At 73.3% G+C, this 19,234-nt stretch carries 14 protein-coding genes; 11 read left to right on the top strand and 3 right to left on the bottom strand.

Annotation, left to right across the window (positions count from 1 at the left end; genetic code table 11):
* Positions 1-161: 161 nt before the first annotated feature.
* The 4 genes from ABZ877_RS05040 to nudC all read left to right on the top strand — a co-directional run bounded on the left by ABZ877_RS05040 (position 162) and on the right by nudC (position 9,600).
* Complete coding sequence (locus ABZ877_RS05040) at positions 162-3,455, top strand: ATP-dependent DNA helicase (protein ID WP_361064466.1); 3,294 nt, start codon at positions 162-164, stop codon at positions 3,453-3,455.
* Between the two features lie 89 nt (positions 3,456-3,544).
* A complete protein-coding gene (locus tag ABZ877_RS05035; protein ID WP_361064463.1) occupies positions 3,545-7,126 on the top strand; it encodes an ATP-dependent DNA helicase in 3,582 nt (1,193 codons plus the stop codon).
* Positions 7,127-7,136: 10 nt separating this feature from the next.
* Positions 7,137-8,558, top strand: coding sequence for a dipeptidase (locus tag ABZ877_RS05030; protein ID WP_361064460.1), 1,422 nt, complete (start codon positions 7,137-7,139; stop codon positions 8,556-8,558).
* Between the two features lie 82 nt (positions 8,559-8,640).
* Positions 8,641-9,600, top strand: a complete 960-nt coding sequence (gene nudC / locus ABZ877_RS05025) for an NAD(+) diphosphatase (protein WP_361064457.1) — start codon at positions 8,641-8,643, stop codon at positions 9,598-9,600.
* 31 nt (positions 9,601-9,631) lie between these two features.
* Here the strand turns inward: nudC and ABZ877_RS05020 are convergent, their stop codons facing one another.
* On the bottom strand, positions 9,632-9,874 hold the full coding sequence (locus ABZ877_RS05020) for a mycoredoxin (protein WP_361064454.1): 243 nt from the start codon (positions 9,872-9,874) through the stop codon (positions 9,632-9,634).
* Between the two features lie 161 nt (positions 9,875-10,035).
* Between ABZ877_RS05020 and ABZ877_RS05015 the strand changes: the two genes are divergently transcribed.
* The 5 genes from ABZ877_RS05015 (at position 10,036) to ABZ877_RS04995 (ending at position 13,991) form a co-directional block, all read left to right on the top strand.
* Positions 10,036-12,252, top strand: a complete 2,217-nt coding sequence (locus tag ABZ877_RS05015; protein ID WP_361064451.1) for an ATP-dependent DNA helicase UvrD2 — start codon at positions 10,036-10,038, stop codon at positions 12,250-12,252.
* 163 nt (positions 12,253-12,415) lie between these two features.
* Positions 12,416-12,751, top strand: coding sequence for a hypothetical protein (locus tag ABZ877_RS05010; protein ID WP_361064448.1), 336 nt, complete (start codon positions 12,416-12,418; stop codon positions 12,749-12,751).
* A 187-nt stretch (positions 12,752-12,938) separates the two neighbouring features.
* A complete protein-coding gene (locus ABZ877_RS05005; RefSeq protein WP_361064445.1) occupies positions 12,939-13,307 on the top strand; it encodes a WhiB family transcriptional regulator in 369 nt (122 codons plus the stop codon).
* The gene (locus tag ABZ877_RS05000) at positions 13,304-13,627 is read left to right on the top strand and encodes a hypothetical protein (RefSeq protein WP_361064442.1); all 324 of its coding nucleotides are present in this window, start codon (positions 13,304-13,306) and stop codon (positions 13,625-13,627) included. The genes ABZ877_RS05005 and ABZ877_RS05000 overlap by 4 nt, the downstream gene beginning before the upstream one ends.
* 133 nt (positions 13,628-13,760) lie before the next feature.
* On the top strand, positions 13,761-13,991 hold the full coding sequence (locus ABZ877_RS04995; RefSeq protein WP_361064770.1) for a hypothetical protein: 231 nt from the start codon (positions 13,761-13,763) through the stop codon (positions 13,989-13,991).
* 20 nt (positions 13,992-14,011) lie between these two features.
* Here the strand turns inward: ABZ877_RS04995 and ABZ877_RS04990 are convergent, their stop codons facing one another.
* Positions 14,012-15,376 (bottom strand): AarF/ABC1/UbiB kinase family protein, encoded by a 1,365-nt coding sequence (locus ABZ877_RS04990; protein WP_361064439.1) that lies wholly within the window; start codon positions 15,374-15,376, stop codon positions 14,012-14,014.
* Positions 15,377-15,443: 67 nt separating this feature from the next.
* Positions 15,444-16,607: a TOMM precursor leader peptide-binding protein gene (locus ABZ877_RS04985; RefSeq protein ID WP_361064436.1), complete on the bottom strand. Its 1,164-nt coding sequence runs from the start codon at positions 16,605-16,607 to the stop codon at positions 15,444-15,446.
* A gap of 260 nt (positions 16,608-16,867) precedes the next feature.
* Between ABZ877_RS04985 and ABZ877_RS04980 the strand changes: the two genes are divergently transcribed.
* Positions 16,868-17,464 carry a M48 family metallopeptidase gene (locus ABZ877_RS04980; RefSeq protein ID WP_361064433.1) on the top strand — a complete coding sequence of 199 codons (597 nt, stop codon included), beginning with the start codon at positions 16,868-16,870 and terminating at the stop codon, positions 17,462-17,464.
* Between the two features lie 114 nt (positions 17,465-17,578).
* Positions 17,579-19,225, top strand: a complete 1,647-nt coding sequence (locus tag ABZ877_RS04975; protein ID WP_361064429.1) for a TerD family protein — start codon at positions 17,579-17,581, stop codon at positions 19,223-19,225.
* Positions 19,226-19,234: the final 9 nt, after the last annotated feature.

Here is a 19,234-nt window from a genome sequence, read left to right as displayed (position 1 = left end):
GCGGTGACGTGAGGAAGGCGTCGGAAGCCCGGCTTCCGCCACACTCGACGGCGTAGCGTCGACGGCACCGCCGATGACAGACACCTCCTTCGCCCCTCAGCCACCGTTTCGCACGGCCGGCCCTCCGACCACCCGCACACCCACCAGGACCAGCGATCCACGTGAGCTCCCCCTCATCCACCAGGCACCTGTCGCACCATGCGGTCCGACAGCGGATCCCGGGTGCGTATCGACTGGTGCGTACCCCGCCGACCTCCGTGGACCCCCCTCGTCTGGACGCACCTCAGCGGGCTGTGGTTGACCACGACCACGGACCCCTGCTCGTCCTGGCCGGGCCGGGGACGGGCAAGACCACGACGCTGGTGGAGGCGGTGGCGGCGCGCGTCGCCAAGGGCACGGAGCCCGGACGCATCCTCGTGCTCACCTTCAGCCGCAAGGCGGCCGTCGAACTGCGCGACCGGATGGCGCTGCGCATAGGGGCGGCCCGCGCCCCGCAGGCGACGACCTTCCACTCCTTCTGCTACGCCCTCGTCCGCGCCCACCAGGACGCGAACCTCTTCGTCGAACCGCTGCGCCTGCTGTCCGGCCCCGAGCAGGACGTCGCCGTGCGCGAGCTGCTCGCCGGGCAGATCGACCTGGAGCAGGCCGGGCTCGCGCACGTCCGCTGGCCCGACGAACTGCGCGCCTGCCTCACCACGCGCGGGTTCGCCGACGAGGTGCGCGCGGTCCTCGCCCGCAGTCGCGAGCTGGGCCTGGGCCCCGCCGCCCTGGACGCGTTCGCGCGCCGCACAGGCCGCCCGGACTGGCGCGCCGCCGCCACGTTCCTCGCCGAGTACCTGGACGTCCTCGACATGCAGGGCGTCGTCGACTACGCGGAACTCGTCCACCGGGCCGTGCTCCTCGCCCACCGCCCGGAGGTCGCCGGACATCTGGCCGCGCAGTACGACGCCGTGTTCGTCGACGAGTACCAGGACACCGACCCGTCCCAGGTCAGGCTGTTGCACGCGCTCGCGGGCGGGGGCCGCACCCTGGTCGCGTTCGGCGACCCGGACCAGTCGATCTACACGTTCCGCGGCGCCGACGTGAACGGCATCCTGGACTTCCCGGACGCCTTCCCGCGCGCGGACGGCGCGCCCGCCCCGGTCGAGGTCCTCACCACCTCGCGGCGCTCCGGAAGCAGCCTCCTTGAGGCCACCCGGCGCATCACCCAGCGGATGCCGCTGACCCGCCTGCCCGCCGACAAGGTGCGCGCCCACCGCGCGCTCAGACCCGTCCGCGAGGGCGGCAGGACCGAGGTCTACACGTACCCGACAGCAGGCACCGAGCTCGACAACATCGCGGACATCCTGCGCCGGGCCCACCTGGAGGACGGCGTCCCATGGAGCGACATGGCCGTCCTGGTGCGCGCGGGCGCGCGCAGCATCCCCTCGGTACGGCGCGCGCTCACCGCGGCGGGCGTCCCCCTGGACATCGACGGCGACGACCTGCCGCTGCGCCACGAACCGGCCGTCGCACCGCTGCTCACCGCGCTGAAGGCGGTCGCGCAGAGCCCGGCCGACGGGGACGCGGACGGCGCGGCCTTCCGGCTCGACGTCGAGACCGCCCTCACCCTGCTGACCTCGCCGCTGGCGGGTATGGACGCCGCGGACCTGCGCCGCCTCGGGCGCGCCCTGCGCGAGGAGGAGCGCGCCGCGGGCAACCACGTGCCGCCGCCCTCCGACGAACTGCTCGCCCGCGCCCTCGCCGAGCCCGAACGCCTCGCCCTGCACGACCCCGCCTACGCGCGCGGTGCGCAGCGTCTCGGCGCCCTCCTCGCGACGGCCCGCCGGAAGCTCGCCGACGGGGGCACCGCGGAAGAGGCCCTGTGGGAGCTGTGGAACGGCACGCCCTGGCCGCAGCGGCTGGAGCGCGCCGCACGCCGCGGAGGCGCCGCGGGACGCAACGCGGACCGGGACCTCGACGCCGTGTGCGCCCTGTTCGCGATCGCCGCCCGCGCGGAGGAGCGCACCGGCGGCCGGGGCGCCCGGAACTTCCTGGAGGAGCTGGAGGCCCAGGACATCGCGGCCGACACGCTGGCCGGGCGCGCCGTGCGTCCCGACGCCGTACGGCTGATGACCGCGCACCGCTCCAAGGGCCTGGAGTGGCGGCTCGTCGTCGTCGCGGGCGTCCAGGAGGGCCTGTGGCCTGACCTGCGCCGCCGCGGCTCCCTCCTGGAGGCGGACCGCATCGGCCGCGACGGCCTGGCCGCACCGCTGACGCCCGGCGCGCTCCTCGCCGAGGAGCGGCGCCTGTTCTACGTGGCCGCCACGCGCGCGAAGGAGCGCCTCGTCGTCACCGCGGTGAAGGCGCCCGCGGACGACGGCGACCAGCCCTCCCGCTTCCTGACCGAGCTCGGCGTCGAGCCCAAGGACGTCACCGGCCGCCCGCGCCGCCCGCTGTCGGTCGCCGCGCTGGTCGCCGAGTTGCGGGCCACCACGGTCGACCCGCGCGTCTCCGACGCCCTGCGGGAGGCCGCCGCCCGGCGCCTCGCCCGGCTCGCCGCGCTCAGCGACGACGACGGCCGCCCGCTCGTGCCCTCGGCCCACCCGTACCGCTGGTGGGGCATGTACGAGCCCACCGAGAGCAAGGTCCCCCTGCGGGACCGGGACCAGCCCGTCGTGCTCTCGGGCAGCGCCCTCGACCAGCTCGCCAACACCTGTGCGTTGCAGTGGTTCCTCGGCCGCGAAGTAAAGGCCGACGCGCCTGCCACCGCCGCGCAGGGCTTCGGCAACGTCGTGCACGTCCTGGCCGACGAGGTCGCCTCCGGGCGCACCCCGGCCGACCTCGCCGTCCTCATGGAGCGCCTGGACTCCGTGTGGGACGCGCTCGCCTTCGACGCGCCCTGGAAGTCGGCGCAGGAGAAGGAGCACGCGCGCGTGGCGCTCGAACGCTTCCTCCAGTGGCACGTCATGGACCGCTCCGGACGCACCCCGGTCGCCAGCGAGCACGCCTTCGACGTGACCCTCGAAGCGGGCTCCTACGAGGTACGCATCCGCGGCTCCATGGACCGCGTCGAGCGCGACGCCGAGGGCCGCGCCTACGTCGTCGACTTCAAGACCGGCAAGCAGGCGCCCAGCGCCGCCGAGGTGGCCCGCCACCCGCAGCTCGCCGTGTACCAGCTCGCCGTGCGCGAGGGCGCAGTCGACGAGCACTTCGACGGGGCCCGACCGCACCCCGGCGGCGCCGAACTGGTGCAGTTGCGCCAGGGCGCCCCCCAGAAGGCGGGCGGCGAGACGTTCCCCAAGGTGCAGGCGCAGGAGCCGCTCGAAGGGGAGTGGGTCGGCGACCTCCTGGCCACCGCCGCCGGGAAGGTCCTGGACGAGCGCTTCACCCCCACCACCGGACAGCACTGCACGCATTGCGCCTTCCGCGCCTCGTGCAGCGCGCGGTCCGAGGGGCAGCACGTCGTGGAGTGACGTGCGGGAGTGACGTACGGGAGTGACGTACGCCTCCGCTGTGCCGATTCGGGCCGGTGCTGTCAGTGGTGCCGGTTAGCCTCATTGAGGTGACCAACCGCCTCACCGACCCCGAGCAGCTCAAGGAGCTCCTCGGCATCCCGTTCACCCCGGAGCAGACGGCCTGCATCGTCGCGCCGCCCGCCCCGCAGGTGATCGTGGCCGGAGCCGGCTCCGGCAAGACGACGGTGATGGCGGCGCGCGTGGTCTGGCTGGTCGGCACCGGACAGGTCGCGCCCGAGCAGGTCCTCGGCCTCACCTTCACCAACAAGGCGGCGGGCGAGCTGGCCGAGCGCGTCCGCAAGGCCCTCGTCAAGGCGGGCGTCACCGACCCCGACACCATCGACCCGGACAACCCTCCCGGCGAGCCCGTGATCTCCACGTACCACGCCTTCGCCGGGCGGCTCCTGACCGACCACGGGCTGCGCATCGGCCTCGAACCGACGACGCGGCTGCTCGCCGACGCCACCCGGTTTCAGCTCGCCGCGCGCGTGCTGCGCGAGGCGCCGGGGCCCTACCCCGCCCTCACCCGCTCCTTCGCCGACCTCGTCAGCGACCTCCTCGCCCTCGACTCCGAGCTGGCCGAGCACCTCGTACGGCCCGACCGGCTGCGCGCGTACGACCACGAGCTGCTGCGCTCCCTGGAAGGCGTCAAGCTCAGCAACGCGGATCTGCGCAAGGTCCCCGAGGCCGCCGCCGCACGGCTCGAACTGACCGAGCTCGTGGACCGCTACCGGGAGGCCAAGCGCGCCCGCGACGTCCTCGACTTCGGCGACCAGATCGCCCTCTCCGCCACCCTGGCGAGCACCCGCCCCGAGGTCGGCGAGATCCTGCGCGAGGAGTTCCGCGTCGTCCTGCTCGACGAGTACCAGGACACCTCGGTGGCCCAGCGCATCCTCCTCGCGGGCCTCTTCGGCGGCGACACCGGCCACGCCGTGACCGCCGTCGGCGACCCCTGCCAGGCGATCTACGGATGGCGCGGCGCCTCCGTCGCCAACCTCGACGACTTCCCCCGCCACTTCACCCACGCCGACGGCCGCCCGGCCACCCGCTTCGCGCTCAGCGAGAACCGGCGCAGCGGCGGCCGCCTCCTGGACCTGGCCAACGAGCTGGCCGAGCCGCTGCGCGTGATGCACGCGGGCGTGGAGGCGCTGCGGCCCGCGCCCGGGGCCGAGCGCGACGGCATCGTGCGCTGCGCCCTCCTGGAGACGCACAGCGAGGAGATCGCCTGGCTCGCCGACTCCATCGCCCATCTCGTCCGCACCGGCAAGGAGCCCGGCGAGATCGCCGTCCTGTGCCGCACGGCGACCGACTTCGCCGAGATCCAGGGCGCCCTCGTCGCCCGCGACGTCCCCGTCGAGGTGGTCGGCCTGTCGGGCCTGCTGCACCTCCCCGAGGTCGCCGACCTCGTCGCCGTGTGCGAGGTGCTCCAGGACCCCGGCGCCAACGCGTCACTGGTGCGGCTGCTGACCGGACCGCGCTGGCGCATCGGCCCCCGCGACCTCGCCCTCCTCGGCCGCAGGGCCCGCCTCCTCGTCTCCCACGCGCGCGGGGGCGACGAGGACGACCCCGACCGGCGCCTGGCCGAGGCCGTCGAAGGCGTCGACCCCTCCGAGGTGATATCACTCGCGGACGCGCTCGACACCTTCCTGGAGACCTCCGTCGAGGCCGACGGGGACGACGACGGGCTGCCCTTCTCGCCGGACGCGCGCGTGCGCTTCGCCCGGCTCGCCACCGAACTGCGCGACCTGCGCCGCTCCCTGTCCGACCCGCTGATGGACGTCCTGCACCGCGTCCTGGCCGTCACCGGCCTGGAGGTCGAGCTCTCCGCCTCCCCGCACGCCCTCGCGGCCCGCCGCCGCGAGACGCTGTCCAACTTCCTCGACATCGCCGCCTCCTTCGCGGCCAACGACGGCTCCGCGTCCCTGCTCGCCTTCCTCGGCTTCCTGCGCACCGCCGCCCAGTACGAGAAGGGCCTCGACAACGCGCTGCCGGGCGGCGAGAACACCGTGAAGGTGCTCACCGCCCACAAGTCCAAGGGCCTCGAATGGGACGTCGTCGCCGTCCCCGGACTCGTCAACGGCACGTTCCCCAGCAGCCAGGGCCGCGAGAAGTGGACCGCACAGGGCAAGGTCCTGCCGCACGAACTGCGCGGTGACGCCGCCACCCTGCCCGACATCGAGGCGTGGGACTCCCGCAGCATGAAGGCGTTCCACGCCGCCATGAAGGACCACCAGCACACCGAGGAGCTCCGCCTCGGCTACGTCACCTTCACGCGCCCGCGCACGCTGCTGCTCGGCTCCGGCCACTGGTGGGGCCCCTCCCAGAAGAAGCGGCGCGGCCCGTCCGACTTCCTCCAGGCGCTGTACGAGCACTGTGCCGCCGGGTACGGCGAGATCGAGGTCTGGGCCGACGAGCCCGCCGAGGACGCGGAGAACCCGGCCCTCCAGGAGGCGTCGGCCGAGCACGCCTGGCCGCTGCCGCTCGACGAGGCGTCCCTGGCGCGCCGCCGCGCCGCGGCCGACACGGTGCTCGCCCACGTGGAGCGCGCCGCCGATCCGGCGCAGGGCCGGGCGCACACGCAGACGCACCCCGCCGCCCACGCCGAACCCCCCTTCGAGGACCCGGACTGGCCGCCCCCGCCCGACGACGAGGAACCACCCCTCGCGGACGAGGCGTTCGCCGAGGAGCTGCCCGACGACGAGGAACCGCCCCTCGGGGACGAGGCGTTCGCCGAGGAGTTGCCCGACGACTGGGACGCCCTGCCCACCGAGCGGCCCGCCGTCCCGCACCCCGCGGAGGAACCGCCCTCCCACGCGCGCGTGCCGGAGCCGGTGGACGAGCCGCCCTTGCCGGCCGTCCCGCACCCCTCCCCGGAGCCCACGCTCACCGCCGAGGAGGCCCGCACCATCGCCTCCTGGGACCGCGACCTCGACGCCCTCACGGGTGAGCTGCTGCGCGCCCGCGCCGGGGTGCGCGACGTGCCCGTGCCGCACTCGCTCACCGCCTCCCAGGTGCTGCGCCTGGCCGCCGACCCCGACGGGTTCGCCCAGGAGCTGGCCCGCCCGATGCCGCGCCCGCCCCAGCCCGCGGCCCGCCGCGGCACCCGCTTCCACGCCTGGATCGAGTCCCGCTTCGAAGAGCTGCGCCTGCCCATGCTCGACCCCGAGAAGCTGCCCGGCAGCGACGCCGAGGTCGCCGACGAGCAGGACCTGGAGTCGCTCAAGGAAGCCTTCGAACGCACCCCCTACGCGCACCGCGCCCCCTACCGGATCGAGCTGCCCTTCCAGCTGGCCGTCGCGGACCGGGTCGTGCGCGGCCGCATCGACGCCGTCTACAAGGACGGCGAGGGCGACGACGCCACGTACGAGATCGTCGACTGGAAGACCGGCCACCGGCAGAACGGCGACCCCCTCCAGCTCGCCGTCTACCGGCTCGCCTGGGCCGAGCGGCAAGGGGTGCCGCTGGAGTCGGTGAGCGCCGCCTTCGTCTACGTACGCAGCGGGGAGACGGTCCGGCCGCGGCGGCTGCCCGGCCGCGCCGAACTGGAGCGGCTGCTGACCGGGGAGCCGCACGCCCCGGCGGAGCCCGCCGAGGAGCCGCCGACCGAGCACGCCCCGGCGGGGGACTAGGCTCGTGAGCATGAGCAAGCCCGTCGAGAACGCTGACAACGCGGTCAGCACGGTCCGTGCGTACATCGAGAACAACCGAGCGGCGTTCCTCGACGACCTCGCGGCCTGGCTGCGGATCCCCTCCGTCTCCGCCCAGCCCGCCCACGCGCCGGACGTGCGGCGCAGCGCCGAATGGCTCGCCGCCGCCCTGGCCGCGACCGGGTTCCCGACCACCGAGGTGTGGGAGACGCCCGGCGCCCCCGCCGTCTACGCCGAGTGGCCCTCCGGCGACCCGAAGGCGCCCACCGTGCTCGTCTACGGACACCACGACGTACAGCCCGCCGCCCGCGAGGACGGCTGGGACACCGACCCCTTCGAACCCGTCGTCGTCGGGAACCGGCTCCACGCGCGCGGTGCCGCCGACGACAAGGGACAGGTGTTCTTCCACACACTGGGCGTGCGCGCCCACCTCGCCCTGACCGGGCGCACCGCCCCCGCCGTCAACCTCAAGCTGCTCGTCGAGGGTGAGGAGGAGTCGGGCTCGCCGCACTTCCGCGCCCTTGTCGAGCGCCACAAGGAGCGCCTCGCCGCCGACGCCGTGATCGTCTCCGACACCGGCATGTGGTCCGAGGACACCCCCACGGTCTGCACCGGGATGCGCGGCCTCGCCGACTGCGAGATCGAGCTGCGCGGCCCCGACCAGGACATCCACTCCGGCTCCTTCGGCGGCGCCGTCCCGAACCCGGCGACCGCCGCCGCCCGCCTCGTCGCCGCGCTCCACGACGAGCACGCGCGCGTGGCCGTGCCCGGCTTCTACGACGGCGTGGCGGAACTCACCGACCGGGAGCGCGAACTCTTCGCGGAGCTGCCCTTCGACGAGGAGCAGTGGCTGCGCACCGCCAAGTCCCACGCCACCCACGGCGAGGCCGGACACAGCACCCTGGAGCGCATCTGGGCCCGCCCCACCGCGGAGGTCAACGGGATCGGTGGCGGCTACCAGGGCCCCGGCGGCAAGACCATCGTGCCGTCCACCGCCATGCTGAAGCTGTCGTTCCGGCTGGTCGCCGGGCAGGACCCCGACCACGTCGAGAAGGCGGTCACCGCCTGGGTCGCCGAACAGCTGCCCGCCGGGATCAGCCACACGATCACCTTCGGCGCCGCCACCCGGCCCTGCCTGACCCCGCTCGACCACCCGGCCCTGCAGTCCGTCGTCCGGGCGATGGGCCGCGCCTTCGAGCAGAAGATCCGCTACACGCGCGAAGGCGGCTCGGGGCCGGCGGCCGACCTCCAGGACGTCCTCGACGCCCCCGTGCTCTTCCTGGGCATCTCCGTCCCCTCCGACGGCTGGCACGCCCCGAACGAGAAGGTCGAGCTCGACCTCCTCATGAAGGGCGTCGAGACCACCGCCTACCTGTGGGGCGACCTCGCGGAGAACTGGCCGGATGCGCACTGAGCCACGCCCCGCCCCCGCCGCACGACCCGCTGGACCACCCGCCGAACCACCCTTTTCACGACCGGGGGAGTTGGAAGCACCTGTGACCACCTGGACCGAACGCACCGCCGACCTCGTCGGCGACCGCCCGCTGACGCTCGCCGCGCCCAGCGGGATCGACCGCGCCGCGCACCACCGCCTCGACGAGGCATGGCTCGCCGCGGCCTGGAGCCACCCCTCGACCCGCGTCTTCGTGGTCTCCGGCGGTCAGGCGCTCATCGACGAGACGCCGGACGGTGCGACGGAACTGGTCATGACCCCGGCCTTCGAGGCGCCCCTCACCGAGGCCCACCGCTACTTCCTCGGCACCGACGAGGACGGCGTGAGCTACTTCGCGCTCCAGAAGGACAGCCTCCCCGGGCGCATGGACCAGTCCGCGCGCCCCGCGGGGCTGCGCGAGGCGGGCCTCCTGCTGTCGCAGCGCGACGCCGGCCTCCTGGTGCACGCCGTCGCCCTGGAGAACTGGCAGCGCCTGCACCGCTTCTGCTCCCGCTGCGGCGAACGCACCGTCATCGCCGCCGCGGGCCACATCCGCCGCTGCCCGGCCTGCGGGGCGGAGCACTACCCGCGCACCGACCCGGCCGTGATCATGGCGGTCATGGACGAGCAGGACCGCATCCTCCTCGGCCGCCAGGTCCACTGGCCCGAGGGCCGCTTCTCGACGCTCGCCGGGTTCGTGGAGCCCGGGGAGTCCATCGAGCAGTCGGTGCGGCGCGAGGTCTTCGAGGAGGCGGGCATCCTCGTCGGCGACGTCTCCTACGTGGCCAGCCAGCCCTGGCCCTTCCCCTCCAGCCTCATGCTCGGCTTCATGGCCCGCGCCACCTCGACGGAGATCAATGTCGACGGTGACGAGATCCACGAGGCGCGCTGGTTCTCCCGCGACGAACTGCGGGCCGCCTTCGAGACCGAGGAGGTCATGCCTCCCTACGGGATCTCGATTGCGGCCCGCTTGATCGAGCTCTGGTACGGCGAACCCCTGCCGAAGCCCAGCGACGCGCTGTGAGCGGTCGCCGGTCCGTCCGCCGGTAAGGGCCTCAGGCGCCGATCTTCTGCTTGACCTGCGCCAGCGAGGGGTTGGTCAGCGTCGTGCCGTCGGCGAAGAGGACGGTGGGGACCGTCTGGTTCCCGCCGTTCGCCTTCTCGACGAACGCCGCGGACTCCGGGTCCTGCTCGATGTTGATCTCGGTGTACTCAATGCCCTCGCGCGCCATCTGCTTCTTCAGTCGCTGGCAGTAGCCGCACCAGGTGGTGCTGTACATCGTCACAGTGCCCGGCATGTTCCTCGCGCTCCTTAAGGGCTGGGGTGCGTGTTCGCAATCAGACGAACGCGAGCGACGGGCCCGCCATTCCCGCCTGCCCTGCGCATTAGTACGACTAACACGCGCCGCCTGTGGACAACGCGACGCATCCGTCCCCACCGACCTGGCAGCATGGCGGGGTGACAGCAGCAACGCACTCCACCCTGTTCCCACAGGTCCCGCGCACGGCCGACGAGGTGCTCGACGGGCTCGACCCCGAGCAGCGCGCCGTGGCGACGGCCCTGCACGGTCCGGTGTGCGTGCTCGCGGGCGCCGGCACGGGCAAGACGCGGGCGCTCACCCACCGCATCGCCTACGGGGTCCGCGCCGGGATCCTGCAGCCCGCCAGTGTGCTCGCCGTCACCTTCACCAACCGCGCCGCGGGCGAGATGCGCGGCCGGCTCCGCCAGCTCGGCGCGGGCGGCGTCCAGGCCCGTACGTTCCACTCGGCGGCCCTGCGCCAGCTCCAGTTCTTCTGGCCGAAAGCCGTCGGCGGGGAGCTGCCCCGGCTCATCGACCGCAAGATCCAGTTCGTCTCCGACGCGGCGGCGGCCTGCGGGGTCCGCCTCGACCGCGGCGAGCTGCGGGACGTGACCGGGGAGATCGAGTGGTCCAAGGTCACCCAGACCGTCCCCTCGGACTACGCGGCCGCGGCGCACAAGGCCGGGCGGGAGACCGTGCGCCACCCGGCCGAGATCGCCCAGATCTACGCCCACTACGAGACCCTGAAGCGGGACCGCTCCGTCATCGACTTCGAGGACGTCCTGCTCCTGACCGTCGGCATCCTCCAGGACCGGCACGACATCGCCGAGCAGGTCAGGGCCCAGTACCAGCACTTCGTCGTCGACGAGTACCAGGACGTCAGCCCCCTCCAGCAGCGCCTGCTCGACCTGTGGCTCGGCGACCGGGACAACGTCTGCGTCGTCGGCGACGCCAGCCAGACGATCTACTCCTTCACCGGCGCCACCCCGGACCACCTGCTCAACTTCCGCACCCGCCACCCCGGCGCCACCGTCGTCAAGCTCGTCCGCGACTACCGCTCCTCGCCCCAGGTCGTCCACCTCGCCAACGGGATCCTCGGCCGCGCGGCGGGCCGCGCCGCCGAGCACCGCCTGGAGCTGATCTCCCAGCGCGAGAGCGGCCCCGAGCCGGCCTACGTCGAGTACGCCGACGAGCCCGCGGAGGCCGAGGGCGCGGCGCGCCGCATCCGCGAGCTGATCGCCTCGGGGATCTCGGCGGGCGAGATCGCGATCCTGTTCCGCACCAACAGCCAGTCGGGCATCTACGAGCAGGCGCTCGCCGACGCCGGGGTGCCCTACCAGTTGCGCGGCGCGGAGCGGTTCTTCGAGCGGGACGAGGTCCGCAAAGCGCACCGCAGACTGCGGGCCGCCGCGCGCTTCGGCCGGAACGACACCGAACTCGACGACGCCGTGGACCTGCCCTCCCAGGTCAGGGCGGTCCTCACGGGCGAAGGCTGGACGACCGAGCCCCCCGCCGGTTCCGGCGCCGTGCGCGACCGCTGGGAGTCCCTCGCGGCGCTCGCCCGGCTCGCCGAGGAGTACGCGCGCGCCGAGCCCGCCGCGGGCCTCGCCGACTTCGTGGCCGAGCTGGACGAGCGGGCCAACACCCAGCACGCCCCCACGGTCGAGGGCGTCACGCTCGCGTCGCTGCACGCGGCGAAGGGCCTGGAGTGGGACGTCGTGTTCCTGGTCGGCCTCGCCGAGGGCATGATGCCGATCACCTACGCCAAGACCGAGGAGCAGATCGAGGAGGAGCGCCGGCTGCTCTACGTCGGCGTGACCCGCGCCCGTCACCACCTGTCCCTGTCCTGGGCGCTGTCCCGCTCGCCCGGTGGCCGCCCCAACCGCAGGGCCAGCCGCTTCCTCGACGGGCTGCGGCCGGGCTCCACCGGCACGGTCGGCCGCGGCGGCGGCGGAGGGCGCGGCGGCGTCGAGCACGGGACGCGGGCGGGCGCCGCCGAGCCGCTGGGCGCGGTGCGGCGCAGGGGCGCCCGGAAGGTGGCGCGCTGCCGGGTCTGCGGGCGCACGCTCGAAGCGGTCGAGATGAAGCTGATGCGCTGCGAGGACTGCCCCTCGGACATGGACGAGGGGGTGTACGAGCGGCTCGTCGAGTGGCGGGCCCGCACGGCGGCCGCGCTCGGCCAGCCCGCGTTCTGCGTCTTCACCGACAAGACCTTGATCGCGATCGCCGAGGCGGCGCCGGAGGACGAGGCCGAGCTGTCCCGCATCCCGGGTGTCGGCGTACGGAAGTTCCGCGCCCACGGATCCGATGTGCTCGCCATCTGCGCAGGTCAGACCCTGGACGATGAGTCTTCGGAGGCCGACGGGGAGGGCTGAGGGAAACTCGTCGAAAAAATAGTTTGCGCATGCCCCAGCGATCCCCATAGGTTCTTAAGCACGAAAGCAGCGGCCTTCTCGAAGGCGCTGGTTCCGTGCTGTACTTACAAGCCGTCGGGCCGGTTCACCCCGGTCCCCTAGACGCCGAGAGGAGGCGATTCCAGTGATCAGCATCAACACCAGCTCCACCGTCGCGGACTTCACCACCGCCAAACTGACCGATCACTCGGTCGTCGCTTCCTGCCTGCTCGGCTTCTCGAACCTGGGCACCGGTCTGTCTGGCGTCAGCGCCATTCGTCCGGAGTCCGGCCTGTCTCTCGCGGGTCTTCCCGTCCGCGAGGGCAATGAGCGACCGACCAAGGCACCGGAAGCAGTAGCGGCGGCACAGGCTCAGGCCTATGCCTTCGCGGCGGCCGGTGCCGGATTCCGGAAGCAGACGACGCAGCACCACACGATGTGGGCCTTCCGTGGGCTCGAACCCTGGAGTGATCCAGCCTGATCGACGATCAGGCCGGCGCCTTCAGGGCCGCGGAACCCCACCCGGGATCCGCGGCCCTTCTGTTTTCCCGGAAGAACCAGCGATCTTCCGAGGAACCAGCTCGAAGGGGCCTCGGGACAACAGAAGAACCCGGTACCACCGCCACCCGGCACACCCGCCGGAACAACCAGACGAGGAAGACATCACCGTGCAACTCGAAGCGCACGCCCCGTCCGTACCGCCTTCGGACCCTCTTCCCCCGCCCGTCCCCACGGAGGACTCCACCTTGAACCCGCTGACTGCGCTCACCGCGCTCGACGACGCCATCGAGAACCTCGGCGTGCCCGTCCCCTGCCGTGCCTACGACCCCGAGGTCTTCTTCGCGGAGTCGCCGGCGGATGTCGAGTACGCCAAGTCGCTCTGCCGTACCTGCCCGCTGATGGAGGCCTGCCTCGCCGGCGCCAAGGAGCGGCGTGAGCCGTGGGGCGTCTGGGGTGGCGAGCTGTTCGTCCAGGGTGTCGTGGTCGCCCGGAAGCGGCCGCGTGGCCGCCCGCGCAAGAACCCGGTCGCCGCATGAACACCCGAGGAACGATCGACCGCCCCCTGACGCACGACCCCAAGAAGCAGGCCCCGATGAAGCCGTCCACGAGCGAGCCGACCGGCTCCGCGATCCCAGACTTCCCCACGTCCGACGCGAACGACTCGCGTCAGAACAGGACCCGTCAGATGCAACTCATCCCAGAAGCCCTGGCCCGTGCGCATATGCACGAGCAACTGCGGGACTCCCATGCCGAGCGTCAGGCCATGCGCCTGGTGGTCGCCCGCCGGATGCAGCGGCGCGCCGAGCGCGCCTCGCTGCGGGCCCGGCGGGCGCTCGCCCAGGCCGTCATGCAGTAGGACGCCGAGGCGGCAGGGCCGTCACGCGGCGACAACCGTCACGCATCACCGCGGGGGCCGGTCCGGAAGGGCCGGTCCCCGCGGTGCGTTGTACCGGACGATCATCGGTCCATGGGGTTATCGTCGCGGAGTGATGTCTCTTCCTGGCGGGGACTCCGCGCAGCCCAGCGACCAACTGTCGGACGACCGGCGGCCGGACGAGCGGCCGTACGTCGTGTGCGCCCGGTGCGGCGCCATGGCCGAGGTCGCGCCGCTGACCTGGTCGTACTCCGTGGAGGACGGAGTGGGCCGGCACGTCTGCGACTCCTGCGCCCGCGCGCACATCCGGGCCATCGAGGCCCGGCTCGACTCCGACTGGTGGTGAACCGGGGCCCGCGCCGGTGCTCAGGCCTCCGCGGCCGCGTCCTGCTCGGGCTCCTGCTCCGCCTCGGCCACGAACCCGGGCAGCCACGCCTCCAGTTCGTCCCGCAGCCGGACCGTGGCGCCGAGCTGGCACAGCACCCCGATCGTGCTGAGCGTCACCCGGTGGATCAGCAGGTACGCCGGCGGCAGGTTGAGCTGCTTGCCCAACTGGTGCGCCGGTGAACGGGGATCGGCGATCCGCGCCGCCTGGGTGCGCATCCAGGAGCGGGTGAAGGTGAACGCCTCGACCTGCGCGGGCTCGATGATCGGCAGCAAGTAGTCGAGCACCGCGTCCGGTTCGAGCTCGATCGACTCCTTGATGAAGCCCTCCTCGCGCAGCAGGCCGTAGACGGCGAGCGCCTCGCCGTCGAGCGTCATCCGCAGGGAGCGGCCGATCGTGGCGGGCAGCCCGCCCGGCAGCCGGTCCACGGTGCCGAAGTCCAGGACGCCCAGGCGCCAGCCGCCCTCGCCGTCCGGCAGCAGCCGGAAGTTGCCCGGGTGCGGGTCCGCGTGGAGCAGCCCTGTGCGCGCCGGTCCGGAGAAGAGGAACCGGGCGAGCAACTGCCCCGCGCGGTCCCGCTGTTCCTCGCTGCCGTCGTTGATGACCTCGGCGAGCGGTGTCCCGTCGATCCACTCCGTGACCAGGACCTGATCGCTCTGGTGCACGACGTCCGGCACCACGACGTCGGGGTCGTCGGCGAACTCCTCGGCGTGCGCGCGCTGGGCCCGCGCCTCCAGCTCGTAGTCCAGCTCCTCGGTCACCCGGTCCCGCAACTCGGCGATCAGCGGCTTGATGTCCATGCCCGGGATGAGCGGCCCCAACAGGCGGGCGAAGCGGCTGAGTTGGGTGAGGTCCGACAGCAGCGCGTCCCCGGCGCCCGGGTACTGCACCTTCACGGCGACCTCGCGCCCGTCGTGCCACACCGCATGGTGCACCTGGCCTATCGAGGCGGCGGCCGACGGCTTGTCCTCGAACTCCAGGAACAGCTCCTGCCAGTCCGCGCCGAGGCGCTCCTCCAGCACCGCGTGCACCGTGCGCGTCGGCATCGGTGGCGCGGCCTCCTGGAGCTTCGTCAGCGCGGCCCGGTAGGGACCGGCGACCTCCTCCGGCAGAGCGGACTCGAAGACGGACAGCGCCTGCCCGAACTTCATGGCCCCGCCCTTCAGCTCGCCGAGGACCTTGAACAACTGGTCGGCCGTGCGCTGCTGGAGCTCGCGGCCCACGATCTCGGCGGACTTGCCGCCGATGCGCTTGCCGATGCCCCAGGTCGCCCGGCCGGCGAAGCCGATCGGTAGGGCGGCCAGCTTGGCGGTACGGGTAACCGCCTTCCGGGGAAGATCAGACATACACCCCTCCAAGTGCCGGACAGCCGTGCCGCGCATGCCCAGGCGTCATGACGCCGTCAGCCGTTGCTTACACCGCCATTGTGTCGTGCGGCCCTCGCTCCACGGGGGTCTCCTTCCCGTTACCTCCCTCACCCGCACCGCACGGGCAGTGCGGATGTGGCCAGACCGGCCGGGCATGCCAGTCGAGGCCGGGCGCGGCCGCCTCCCAGCGGGCCCCGGTGGAGGACGGGGACTCCCCGTCGAGGAAGGCGAGGGCATGGGCCGCGGCGAGGCCCGCGACCGCGGTGGCGAGCGCCAGGTCACAGGGCTGGATCTGGCGTGCGGCCTGCCCCGAGCCCCACTGGGCGAGCAGCCGGGGCCACGTGGGGTCCCGCTCCGTGCGCCCGAGCAGCAGACAGTTCGCGCACCCGGTGCCGCCGGGGAGCACGAGGGGCCCGACGACCCCGGTTGCTTCGACCACACCCGCGTAGAGATGGGGAATGCCCGCCGCGACCAGGTCCTCGGTGGACGCCGGGTCGGGGGAGTGGACGGCGAGTCCGTCGCGCGGCGCGACGACCACGAGGGAGAGCGCGGACTCCTCCTGTTCCCGGCTCACCAGCCGGTCCCGCGTCCCGCGCCGGTCGGGGCGCGGGGGCCGCACCGGCGCCGAGGCGCGCACCACCTGGCGCGCCGACACGTCCCGGCGCTCGCCCACCGCCTCCGCCGGCTGCCCGCCCGGGCCCACGTCCCACGGTTCGACGCAGCCGCCGTCCCGCACGTCGACATGGCCCACGCCCGCGCCGGCGAGGACGGACGCCACCAGCGCCCCCACGCGGCCGGCGCCCCGCACCTGCACCCTCGTGCGGTGCCGGGCCGCGAGCTTCCGCGCCGCCTCGGCGGGTTCGGCCGTGGTCACCGTCAGCGCCGCATGGTCGGCGCGGAGCCGGTCCATCACCCGTGTCTGCGCCCGCAGCGCCTCGGCGTCCGGGCCGCCGCCCGTGGCGTCGTCGAGCAGTCCGGCCCCGCTCAGCCGCTCCAGGAGCGCGTCCACATGCCCATCGGGCAGGCCCATGCGCCGGGCCTCCTCCCGCAGCAGCGGCACGCCGCGCACTCCGTCGAGCAGGGTCAGGAAGGTGCCGGTGGCCGTGTCGACCGGGCCGAGCACCACGGCGTGCGCCGGGGTGAGCCCGAACTGCACCGTGTTCAGGTCGTGCCAGCCGCGCCGCAGCGCGGGCTTCAGGATCGGATGCATGGCTGTGTCCCCCCGTGTGGAGCCCCCGTGTCGAGCCCCTGTGTCGAGCCCTCTGTCGATCGAGGCCCAGCATGGCCCGCCCGGCCGGAACCGTGCTGAAGGTTGTCCACAGGCAGGGGGTATTAGTCGTACTAGTCGGTGGGCGGGATCGGTGACGTCCCGAACAGGTCCGCGACAGCCCCCTCGGCCGCTGCGCCACAGCCCCACCGAACCGTTCCGGAGACGGGACTTCCGTACCGCGCAACCGGTAACGTCGGGGCGTGCCCGCCGACCCTCCGCACCGTGCCACGAAACCGCAGCGCAGCACGACCAGTCCGCCGCCGGGCGGCCCCGGAGTGAGCGCGGTCGAGGTCCGCAGGAGCGCCCGGCGCCGCAGGACGGTCTCCGCCTACCGGGAGGGCGACCGCACCGTGGTGCTCATCCCGGCCCGGATGTCGGAGGCCGAGGAGCGGCGCTGGGTCACGGTCATGCTCGACAAGCTCGCGGCGCAGGAGAGCAAGCGGGTCCTCGGCGACACCGAACTCGTCGAGCGCGCCCAGCGCCTCTCCGCGCAGTACCTCGACGGCAAGGCCCGCCCGACCTCGGTGCGCTGGGTCACCAACCAGAACACCCGATGGGGCTCCTGCACCCCGGCGGAGGGCAGCATCCGCCTTTCGCACCGTTTGCAGGGAATGCCGGAGTACGTCGTCGACTACGTGCTCGTCCATGAGCTGGCGCACCTTCTCGTGCCCGGCCACGGCCCGCGCTTCTGGCGGCTCCTGGAGGCGTATCCGCGGACGGAGCGTGCGCGTGGATACCTCGAAGGCGTGGTCGCGGCGGACCGCCTTCCGCACCTGCCGACCACGCGCGGTGAGTGACGGTCCCACGGAACCGGTTCTGTACCAGGGCTGTACCGACTTCTTCCGCCCCCGGCGTTTGCAGTTAGCCTGACGCGACGCAATCACCATCGGGATGGGGGACGGTCGTTACGCATGGCCAGGGAATTCCAACGCGGCCACAAGGCCAGGATCAGCGACCTCACCGCGGGCACGGATCTGTACGTCGGCGTGCAGATCACCGGCCCCGGACTGACCTTCGACATCAGTTGCTTCGGGCTGGACGCCGAGGAGCGGTTGTCGGACGACCGGTACTTCGTCTTCTTCAACCAGCCCAAGACGCCCGAGGAGGCGGTGCAGCTCCTCGGCGCGCAGGCCGGTGACACGGAGTCGTTCCGCGTGACGCTCGACAAGATCCCGGCGAGCATCCAGAAGCTGTCGTTCACCGCGACCATCGACGGTCCGGGGCAGATGTCCCAGGTGGCGCCCGGCTACCTCCGCATCGTCGCCGGTGGCGAGGAGGTCGCCCGGTACTCCTTCCACGGGGGCGAGTTCTCCACCGAGCGCGCGGTGATGCTGGGCGACTTCTACCTGAAGGACGTGTGGCGCTTCGCCGCCGTCGGGCAGGGTTTCGACGGCGGTCTGGAGGCGCTGCTCAAGAACTTCGGCGGCGAGGTCGCCGAGGAGGAGCCCGCCGCGCAGCCGCAGGCCGCAGAGGCCCCCGGTTTCGCGCCGCCCGCCTTCGCCGCGCCGACGGCATCCGCGCCGGAACCGGCCCCCGCGCCGCCCGCCTTCGGCGCCCCCTCGGCCCCGGCGCCCGCGCCGCCCCAGAGCCCGCAGCCGCAGCACCACACGCCCCCGCCCGCCCCCGCTCCCGCCGCGCCGCCCGTCCACGCCGCGCCGACCGTCATCGCGCCGCTGGCCACACCGCCGGGCACGGTCCCGCAGCCCCCGGCCCCCGCCGCCCCGTACGGGCAGCCGCCGCAGCAGCCCTCGTACGGGCAGATGCCCGGCCAGGGCGGTGCGAGCCTGCCGCCCGGCTACGGGCAGCCGCCCCAGGCGCCGCCCGGTTACGCACAGCCGCCCGCGGCCCCGTCCCCGTACGGCGCCCCGCAGGGCATTCCGCAGCAGGCCGGGGCCCCGGGCGTCGCCGCCGCGCTCGAGAAGTTCCGCGAGGCGCCCACCGGGCAGCGCTGGACCTTGCAGAACAAGAAGCTGATCCGCGTCGACCTCGGGGCCGGCGGCGACCAGCCCGTGCTCGCCCGGCAGGGCAGCATGGTGCTCTACCAGGGCAAGGTCGAGTTCAGCTACAAGGGCGCGGGTTTCGCGGGCCGCATCGTCGGCAACGCCACCGGCCAGGAGATGCAGCTCATGCGCTGCACCGGGCGCGGCCAGGTCTTCCTCGCCGAGGAGGCCACCTATCTGCACCCCATCGAGCTCCAGGGCGACGCGATCTGCGTCTCCGCCGAGAACGTCCTCGCCTTCGACGAGAGCCTCCAGCACGAGGTGCGCAGGATCGAGGGGCACGGCATCCCCGGCGGCGCCCTGTTCGTGCTGCAGTTCCAGGGCACGGGGACCGTCGTCGTGAAGACGCACGGCACGCCCGTCGTGCTGCCCGTGACCCCGACGACCTTCGCCGACTGCAACGCGGTCGTCGCCTGGTCCGCCGCCGCCCAGGCGATCGTCTCCAGCCAGGTCCGGATGCGCCGCAACGCCTACCCCGGGGACAGCGGGGAGAGCGTGAACCTCCAGTTCCGGGGCGCACCCGGCAACTTCATCGTCGTCCAGCCGTACGAGGTCTGAGGGAGCCCG

Origin of the sequence: Streptomyces sp. NPDC046939, assembly GCF_040644575.1 — a bacterium.
Taxonomy (GTDB): Bacteria; Actinomycetota; Actinomycetes; order Streptomycetales; family Streptomycetaceae; genus Streptomyces.
Note: the sequence above shows the minus strand (reverse complement) of the source record. Positions and strands in the feature narration are given on the sequence as shown.

Bases quoted from the DNA above. Each gene is read 5' to 3' on its own strand.
- ABZ877_RS05030 (WP_361064460.1), top strand. From the start codon at position 7,137: ATGAGCAAGCCCGTCGAGAACGCTGACAACGCGGTCAGCACGGTCCGT.
- ABZ877_RS05000 (WP_361064442.1), top strand. From the start codon at position 13,304: ATGAACACCCGAGGAACGATCGACCGCCCCCTGACGCACGACCCCAAG.
- ABZ877_RS05020 (WP_361064454.1), bottom strand. From the start codon at position 9,874: ATGCCGGGCACTGTGACGATGTACAGCACCACCTGGTGCGGCTACTGC.
- ABZ877_RS04995 (WP_361064770.1), top strand. From the start codon at position 13,761: ATGTCTCTTCCTGGCGGGGACTCCGCGCAGCCCAGCGACCAACTGTCG.
- ABZ877_RS04975 (WP_361064429.1), top strand. From the start codon at position 17,579: ATGGCCAGGGAATTCCAACGCGGCCACAAGGCCAGGATCAGCGACCTC.
- ABZ877_RS04990 (WP_361064439.1), bottom strand. From the start codon at position 15,376: ATGTCTGATCTTCCCCGGAAGGCGGTTACCCGTACCGCCAAGCTGGCC.
- ABZ877_RS04985 (WP_361064436.1), bottom strand. From the start codon at position 16,607: ATGCATCCGATCCTGAAGCCCGCGCTGCGGCGCGGCTGGCACGACCTG.